Source organism: Pseudoalteromonas aurantia (genome assembly GCF_005886875.1).
In the GTDB taxonomy this organism is placed as follows: domain Bacteria; phylum Pseudomonadota; class Gammaproteobacteria; order Enterobacterales; family Alteromonadaceae; genus Pseudoalteromonas; species Pseudoalteromonas aurantia_A.
Window position 1 is genome coordinate 1 of record NZ_PNBY01000110.1, and the last position, 9,102, is coordinate 9,102.

The window sequence follows — 9,102 nt, forward strand, 5'->3', positions numbered from 1 at the left end:
AGTCCCGTCCACTCCGCCATTTGATATCTAGGGGACGCCTGAAATACGTCATATACCACTACGGAGTGGTAGTTCAGTTGGTTAGAATACCGGCCTGTCACGCCGGGGGTCGCGGGTTCGAGTCCCGTCCACTCCGCCATATATGTTAAATACTTCTCAAGCATATATTTATAGTTACCTGCCTTTATTCATTTAATAAAACTCATTACGTTCATTAATTTATGTATCTTTTATGTGCTTACCTACAAAACAATGACGTTGTGGATCTAAGAAAATAGCCGAAGGCGTACGATGCGGACGGCTGTCGGGTATTTAGGGGATGTTATGAGTACTTAGTAAACTGAGTTTTTTAATATCACCTTCAATGGCTTCCATTTTTGCAATGTTCAAAGAGTTGTCTTGGGCAATATCGTAGTGCCAGATCAGCTCATCGGATTTGATAAGTGAGATGGTTGTTTGCTCTAGCGGGAGTTGCCAAATATAGTCTTTCGCAGACCAACTAGATAACCAATATAGGGTATTATCTCGCAGCTTGAAGTTTCTAAGTTGGTTATATTGCTGCTTTGAAAAACGATTGATTGGGGTCCAGTCTCCACGAGTGTTTAGACTTGCTAAGCTATTTACACTATATAACGTATAGTCGTCAAACACGAGCCACTGAGCACTTTGATTATTGTAAATAAGGGCGTCGACTTGCAGCGTTATATTGTCAAGTTGTTGCCCTGTTAGATCATAAGTCAAAAGCGAGTTGGTATCATATACCCACACCTGTTCATTGGTATGCCAGCCCAACTGTGCAATAGTCGCGGCTTGTACAGGTTGAAATTGTCTGACTTTGCCCTGCCTATCATACACAAGTACATTTTTGTCACGGTTAGTGAGAAGCAGATTGAGTTGCGGTTGCCACTCTATATGCTTAACGTATTCGTAGCCTTGATTATAGGAAAGTTGTTTAACTTGATCGTCAGAGTATAAATAGACTTCATAAACGCCACTTCTTCTAGACATGAACGCCGTTTCACCAAGCAGATTACTGACGGGCAGGTAATCAATACTGGTGGTTGAAAAAATGGGTAGCTCATCCTTATCACGAATGTTCACTTGCCAAGTTTCAACTGCAGTATAAATATCTCCATCAGCATCGACGGATAAGTCGGTGAATATACCTTGCACAGCATTAGCAATGATGTGCTGCTGACCATCTCTTGATGTGGACACTAACTTGTGATGTTTATCAGAGTTATTAGAAATTATAGTGTGTTGCTTAGGGTCGTAAGTCAGCATGGTGATAGGGTGCGACCACTCCATATGCACGGTGCCATCTAGTGTGATCAATTTACTTTTATGATCTGTCGATGTGATCAAGTAATAAGTTTTTCCCTGCCAAGCTGTGATGTTGTGCTGAAACTTCTCTCTTTCTTTAAGAACAATGGGAATTTCAAGGATGTGACCAGTATTAATATCGTAATGAAAAGGTTTAAAGTGTCCATCGTGAGCTAAGTTGATTACCAATTGTGTGTTTGATTTCCATGATGATGCCCGAGAATGGCTACATTTTTGCCCTTTAGAGCGATGCACTGCTTGACCAGAAGATTTATAAACATGAAGAATGCATTGATCTTGGTAGTATTGCCAAAATGTGATCAAATCTAGTTCATTGTGCCAGCTTGGATGGTGTATGCGACTGGGGAACTTGATAGTATTTAATATCACCCCTTGTTTATTGCTAAAAACGAGGTCGTTAAAGTTCTTGATATACGCGATGAGATCTTTTGTTTTATGTGCATCAACATTGTACTCAAGACCAAGCTCGTAGCTTATATCTGACATTTCATAGTGAGGTTTTGGGTTTTTTATCGTATTTTGGGAATAAAAAGCAATCGCGCTACCACAGACAATGAAGATAGGCACTATGGATAATTTCCACCATGAGAGCTGAGTGAGCATCTTTTTTTTACTCGATGTGACCTCTGGGGCATAAGTTTGTGTTTGAGCTATAAACTGATAGCCCTTTTTAGGCACGGTCTTGATGATCCTTGGCTGTTTTGGATTGTCGTTGAGTAACCGCCTTAATTTAGTCAGCAATTGATATAAGCTATTATGCTCAACGACGATGTTAGGCCAAATTTGTGTAAATATGGTATCTCGAGTAAGCAGCGCGCCGTTACTGTAAATAAGTAACCTCAGCAACTGTGCGACTTGTGGCTCTAACTTTGTGGTTTTTTCTGTATTTAGATCGAGCAATTCATCTGTATTGTCAAAAAATACCCAAGTTAAAAATTGTGTATTTGTATTCATTGCATGTCATCTATGTTCTTTATATGAGTACAAAGTTAACTTTTATCAGTATAAAGTCAAGAATGCTAAGGACTTAGCTAGCTTTCTTCAGAGAATATTCAGTATTTTTAATCTAGATATTTGTTTTTATTGTGGAAGGTTTCCCAATTAGGTTGAAGTATGAGTAGTACGTTACGAGATATAGCAGTATTGATTTTATGGTTGATGGGTTTATCGGTATACGCCAAAGAACAGATTGTATTAGATGGTCAATTAAATGATACAGCCTGGCAGAGTGTGTCTGCGACAACGGCTTTTTTTGAAGTTGTGCCAGCAACCCATACTGAATATAAAGATAAAGTTGAAAGTAGAATAATGACCACTGAAAAAGGAGTGTATGTGGGTATTATTAATTGGCAAAAAATAGGAGAAAGAAAGAAGCAGTTTAATTTACAAGATGGGTTTATCCAAGCTGACTTTAATCGTATTTATTTAGATTTTTCGGGTGATGGTAGCGGTGCGTATCTATTTGTAGTGGGATTAGGAGGAGGTGTTCAAGACGCAGTGCTTACTCCTCAGTTAACGACTGACAATGATTGGGATGGAGATTGGCAGACCTCATACTATGAGGCCGCAGATCACTGGTCTAGTGAAACGTTTATTCCATGGCATACCGTGTCTTTTTATAATAAAAAAAATCTTCGAGATGCATCAGAGATTGGTGTATCAGTTCAGTTGTATCAGTTAAGTAATAATCACCTCTATGCATCACATAAACAGACGACGGCAAACGCAAACTTCTTTTTAGAAATGCCTAAAGTCAAAGCGATTATCCCAGAAAATCATCAGATCACCTTTGTGCCGTATATCACTCGTCAACAAGATTTAATTACCAATACCGGGCTCAATGATATTGGTTTTGACTTCACTTATAAGCCAGATCACCATCAAAAACTGAGTGTTGCAGTTAACCCGGATTTTGGTCAGGTAGACAGTGACGAAGTTGATTTAAATTATAGTGCTGTAGAGACACGACGCTCAGATAAGCGACCATTCTTTACTCAAGATATTAACGTTTTTAATGTCCAAAGTCTGCAAGAGACGACACTTATTCATACTCGGCGTATTGGGGCTAGTAGCGATGATGCAACGCGCCTTATAACTCCCATTGACGCTGCGGTGAGATTTGTACAACAGACAGAGCAACTACAGTTTGGTGCTTTTGCTGTAAAAGAAGATACTTTAGAAAGTGATGCGGGTAAATCATTTTATGCTCTGAGGGGGAAATACCGCCATGAATCTTGGCAGACAGGGTTACTGCTGACGCATACGGAACGCCCGTTTATTGCGAGAAAGGCTCATAGCGTCGCGTGGGATTCTCAGTATCAAAGCGGAACGTGGTCAATGCAAAGCACCCTGATGCACAGTGATATATCGCACAATCAGGCAAGCCAGCAAGGTAATGGTATGTCATTCAAGTTAGGATATCAATTCTCTGCCAATACCCAATTTGAGTCATCCTACCTACGGCTAGACGAGCAGTTTGATGTCAGTGATTTAGGGTATATTAAACGTAATAACTGGCGTAATTGGCAAGGGGAACTCAGTCACTCTATTAACTTTGATTCTGCGTCTATCACACGTATAAATCAAAAAATATTAGTGTCTTATGAATCAAATGATGAAGGCATTAAATTGCCTGCTCAGCGTCAATATAGTGCGAATGTGATGTTAAATAGCGGAGCAGAGTTATCGGCAGCACTGACGCACAACTCAACAGGGTGGCAAGATAATATGGGTTACGATAGTGCGCGTTTTTATCAGCCAGATACATGGGGGACCCGAGTATTTTATCGTAGTTCTTATGTCGGGAAGTTTAGCTGGGCTGCCAGTTACCAGTATGATCAAGAAGGGCTAAATGGCATAGCGCAACAGTTTGCTTTAGATCTCACGTTTATGCCTCATGAGCTCTGGACTATCAATATTAATAACTTTTACCGTAAAGGTGACGGGTGGCTAATAGCAAATGCACATAATCAATTAACACAGTATGATAGAGCTGTTTTTGTAAATGAAAATAAAATTACAGGGCGGTTAACTGACAATCTCGAATTAAGTTTTTATTTGCAGTGGGCTGTACTTGAAGCAAAAACCGAACAGGTGTTTAGTATTGACGAGCAGGCTTTAATAGAGCTGGCGAACCTTGATACTAGTTTTGAAGACAAGCGGCTAGTATCGCAAACTAAGCTGCGTTATCGCTTAGGCGCGTTTTCGGATATATATTTGGTCTACGGGCGTGGAGCGACGCAAATTGACACGATGCAACAACAGAGCGTGGCATCTACATCTTGGCTACGAAGCGTGGAGCAGCTTTGGCAAACGCCGAATGAGGAGCGTATCACCTTGAAATTTAGATATGGCTTTTGAATTTAATGTAATTGAGAATAAGTTAACTTTAACTTACTAATATTCCTTGTTATTCTTGAATATTCACCTTGGTATTAATGCATGACTAGCCAAGAATAGGGTGTGATTTCAAGCCATAACAAGGATTACAAAGATGACACTCGGTCAATACATAAAACAATTACGTACTACGGCAAATATGAGCCAACCTCAACTGGCAGAGAAAATGGACGTAGAACAAAGTTATTTATCAAAATTAGAAAATGATAAATCAGTGCCCTCTAATGAGGTTTTTCGTCAGTTGCTCGATGCGTTAGAGCTTACAGTCGATAACTTTATGCTCGGTGCTCAAGGGCAAGCGAACAAGCATCATTTTAGTCAAATTCCAGATATAGAATCATGGTATGCCCGCCAGTGTCGCGATAATTCAATCAAACAGCGCACTCTGTTGTACATTGCGATATTGCTCGTATCACTCGGTGGTAGCTGCTTTTATGTCGGCTTTCAAAACTTAGTGTTTCCACAATCACTGTATGAATATGAGTCAAGAGGGGTTGTTTTACCCAATGAGCCCCAAGATATTTTTTCTAGCTGGTCTCGTTTTGTACCAGATGATGCAGATAAGCGAGAAGCACAGCGAATCATGCTCAAACGAAGAGACATATCAATTGTTTTATCGTTTGAGTATTTAGGTGATGAATTTATTAAAGAGGTTGAACAGGGTCGCCGGCTTTATAGAGTAGGTAAAGATGTTAAACAGCAAACACGATTTGGCAATACGTTGTTGCAGTTTTTAGGTTTGGCTTGCGTTTTATTGGGTGTTGCCCTAATGATCATTGAACCTAGATTGACGCGCAGCAAGGTTTAGCTGTTTTGTAATATCTAGCTAATTAATAGTACTGTGACCTGTGTATTATTTATTCTCAATTAACAACAAAGGTGCCACAGGTCATACTGGATAAATTTAAGGATAATAAGTCAAAATGCATAAGTATTTATGGTGGATGTTGGTGCTATTAGGCGGGTGCCAAAATAGCACAAATATAGCAAGTAAAAGCACAGTGACTAACAATAATACCATTGAGCGCTTTAGTGATGTTAAACAAGAGACCTATCATGCGATTGACTGGGTATCTGATGGCACATTCACCGAGGGGATTGAAGGTCCAGCGGTTGACAGTAATGGGGTTTTATATGTGGTCAATTATGCGCAGCAAGGCACGATAGGGGCTGTACATGATAAAAGTGATACAAAGCTTTGGGTGACGTTACCCGAAGGTAGTATTGGTAATGGCATTCGCTTTAATCAGCATGGTGACATGTTTGTTGCTGATTATGTCCGTCATAATATCTTAAAAATAACGCCACAAGGGGAAGTGTTGGTTCATGCTCATGAGCCATTGATGAACCAGCCAAATGATATTGCAATACGTGATGATGGGGTAATTTTTGCGAGTGATCCAAACTGGGCTAATGGTCGAGGTCAACTTTGGCGAGTAGAAACCGATGGTCAAGTAACCTTGCTAAAAGCTGATATGGGAACGACCAATGGCGTAGAGGTGAGCCCTGACAACAAAACCTTGTATGTGAATGAAAGTAAGCAACGACGCATATGGGCATTTACACTCAATGAACAAGGTGATGTGAGCGATAAGAGGCTGTTTTATCAGTTTGTTGATCATGGTTTAGATGGTATGCGTACTGACAACCAAGGCAACTTATATGTTGCACGATATGGTGCGGGTGAAGTGGTGGTATTATCACCCAAGGCGATGCTGTTAAAGACAGTGCGATTAAAAGGTAGGTATCCAACCAATATCGCATTTGGTGGTCAGGACGGTAAGCAAGTGTTTGTAACAATGCAAAAACGGGGAGCGATTGAATCTTTTTACAGTGAATATGCAGGGCGTGCTCATACATTGCATTAATCTTGTATACTTGTCGTAGGACATCGGAGTTATTCACGGCACTATAGGAATAACTCAGTTATCAAATAAATACATTTTCTTTTTAAGGGAACACAATGATTGAACAAGGGCAAAATTTACCTGCAGCGACACTTAGCCAGTTAACAGACGATGGTATGGTAGAGCACCCAGTCACAGAGTTATTTGCAGATAAAACAGTGGTTTTATTTGCAGTGCCGGGCGCTTTTACACCGACATGTTCTGCGGCGCATTTACCGGGCTATGTGGTGCTGGCTGATCAGCTTAAAGCCAAAGGCGTTGATATTATTGCTTGCGTATCAGTGAATGATGCATTTGTTATGAAAGCGTGGGGTGAGGCACACAATGCATCAGAGTTAATGATGCTCGGTGATGGTGACGCAAGCTTTACTCAGTCTTTAGGGTTGGAAATGGACACAGCTTCATTTGGTGGTGTTCGTTCACAGCGTTATGCCATGATCATAAAAAATGGCGTTGTTACTCAGCTTAACGTGGAAGCACCTAAAACATTTGAAGTCAGCAAAGCTGAAGCTATTTTAGCGGCGCTGTAATATCGCCAAATATCGATATTTTCTAAATGGGTACTCGGTGCCCATTTTTTTGTAATACGCATTATTAAATGAATCATTCACACATCGTGTAACATTCTTAACGACACCTGCAACATAGCCTATGTTAAAGTCACCTAATAAAGGAACTAAAATAGGCCTAACGCAATAATGATTGAAATCAATAATTTAACAAAGTATTTTGGTGACAACTGCATTTTCGAAAATTATAGTCGTACTTATTCTTCACAAAAACTCTGTATCGAAGGCAAAAATGGCCTCGGTAAAACCACGCTTTTTACGATAATAGCTGGACTCGATAGGTTTTACTCTGGACACATTTTACTCAATGGTCTGCAACACACTGAGTTGCAAAAGCAGGTTGCTTTAGCGTCAGATAAAATTGTTTTTCCCGAATTTTTAACTGCCCAGAAAGTACTCGCGATGACAGCATCCAGCTGGCAGTGTGCTTTACCTCAAAAACTGATAACAGATCTGTGCTTTGATACGTTCCTATATACGCGTGTGGAAGATTTATCGTCTGGCAATCTAAAAAAATTACAGCTTATCAATGCGGTGATGCGTAATACTCCTTACTTAATTTTAGACGAACCAAGTGCTGCACTGGATAAACGAGGACTTGATGTAGTTTTGGAGTGGCTCAGCATCTACTCTGGCCAAGTGCTCATTAGTAGCCATGAACCTCAACCCTTTTTTGATATTGGTTTTGTTAGTCAGTCGCTTAAAAAAGTTTAAGTACAAACAAGGGGTTTAGCAAATCATGATGACACACTTCTATCGATATCGATACCAGGCCTTTAAGGCCGAGCTCAAAGAGTTAGTAAACCAACTTAATCAATTTATTTTGATGATCACAACGCTATTTTATATCTTTTTGCCGGGGTTAATTGCGTCGCTGTTTTTTGGCTTAGGTAAGATTGTTCAAAGTGACAGTGCACTGGTGAGTATTCAAGTTGCATTTGCTTATTTACTGCTGCAAACCCTATTAATCACGGTCCTTAAACCTGCCATTTTAGATAGTCGACATCGATGTTTTCAAATTAGTATATTACTTAGTATCAGGCACCAATATTTGGCCGATATTGTTTTATTATTAGCAAGCCATGCCTTACTTATCACAACAATGATATTGGCCTTAGCCATGGGGCCACAGAAGCTAAGTCAGGCACCACAGCTTTTACTATTTATGTTGACTCAAGTGAGTTTTGCAGTCGGGTTACTATATCGACCGCAAACGGTGATTTGGGCGCTATTTATCGCGTTTATTTTACTGTGGTGGACATCATCTATTATGCAATTTTTAGTCGGTATTAATCTTCTATTGGGTGGTTGCTGGTTTATACCTAAATTAAATTCCCCTAATCTGACGTATTCAATCAATATATGGTCATTTTGGCTTTACTATGCTTTAGCGCATTATTGGGCGTTAATTTGGCGTGCTACAGCGACGTTTTTAGTACTGTGGGCAGCGATGATCATTCAAACGATGCGACCCGATTTATTACACTGGTACATATTAGCAGCGGTACTTATTAACCAGCTTTGGTGGTCAACACTAATGATTGAAACCAACCAGCAGCTACAAGAAACACGCCTATTTTGGGAGTCATTAGGAAAGTATAAAAAGGTTTTTCGCGTACAAACTGTTTTACTATCATTGATATGTATTGTTTTATGGTGTTTTTCAGGTCTTTTTCTGGGCTTTGATATTTATATGAGTGGTGCTTTACTGAGTGTGCCTATACTGATGTACTGTGCAGCAAATAAACCTAAATTAATAGCAGTTGCATGGGCTGCCAGCTCAATAACTTTGTTTGTAATAAAAGTGATTACTTAGCCAGTTTTAAGTATTAGAGTACATAATGCTCGTAAAAAAGCCAGCATATGCTTAATGCCGATCAGAT

At 39.9% G+C, this 9,102-nt stretch carries 7 protein-coding genes and 1 tRNA gene; 7 read left to right on the plus strand and 1 reads right to left on the minus strand.

The window, feature by feature from the left end; genetic code table 11:
- The first annotated feature begins 62 nt into the window (after nt 1-62).
- Nucleotides 63-139 (plus strand) — tRNA-Asp (locus CWC18_RS18165).
- 173 nt (nt 140-312) lie between these two features.
- Here the strand turns inward: CWC18_RS18165 and CWC18_RS18170 are convergent.
- Nucleotides 313-2,298: a winged helix-turn-helix domain-containing protein gene (locus CWC18_RS18170; RefSeq protein WP_138592420.1), complete on the minus strand. Its 1,986-nt coding sequence runs from the start codon at nt 2,296-2,298 to the stop codon at nt 313-315.
- A 159-nt stretch (nt 2,299-2,457) separates the two neighbouring features.
- Between CWC18_RS18170 and CWC18_RS18175 the strand changes: the two genes are divergently transcribed.
- The 6 genes from CWC18_RS18175 (at nt 2,458) to CWC18_RS18200 (ending at nt 9,035) form a co-directional block, all read left to right on the plus strand.
- On the plus strand, nt 2,458-4,704 hold the full coding sequence (locus tag CWC18_RS18175) for a DUF5916 domain-containing protein (RefSeq protein ID WP_138592421.1): 2,247 nt from the start codon (nt 2,458-2,460) through the stop codon (nt 4,702-4,704).
- Between the two features lie 133 nt (nt 4,705-4,837).
- Entirely contained in the window at nt 4,838-5,551 is a 714-nt protein-coding gene (locus CWC18_RS18180) for a helix-turn-helix domain-containing protein (RefSeq protein ID WP_138592422.1), read from the plus strand.
- A 115-nt stretch (nt 5,552-5,666) separates the two neighbouring features.
- Nucleotides 5,667-6,611, plus strand: coding sequence for an SMP-30/gluconolactonase/LRE family protein (locus tag CWC18_RS18185; protein WP_138592423.1), 945 nt, complete (start codon nt 5,667-5,669; stop codon nt 6,609-6,611).
- 95 nt (nt 6,612-6,706) lie between these two features.
- Nucleotides 6,707-7,180: a peroxiredoxin gene (locus CWC18_RS18190; RefSeq protein WP_138592424.1), complete on the plus strand. Its 474-nt coding sequence runs from the start codon at nt 6,707-6,709 to the stop codon at nt 7,178-7,180.
- A 168-nt stretch (nt 7,181-7,348) separates the two neighbouring features.
- Nucleotides 7,349-7,933: an ABC transporter ATP-binding protein gene (locus CWC18_RS18195; protein WP_138592425.1), complete on the plus strand. Its 585-nt coding sequence runs from the start codon at nt 7,349-7,351 to the stop codon at nt 7,931-7,933.
- 25 nt (nt 7,934-7,958) lie between these two features.
- On the plus strand, nt 7,959-9,035 hold the full coding sequence (locus CWC18_RS18200; protein ID WP_138592426.1) for a DUF6136 family protein: 1,077 nt from the start codon (nt 7,959-7,961) through the stop codon (nt 9,033-9,035).
- The last annotated feature ends 67 nt before the right edge of the window (nt 9,036-9,102 follow it).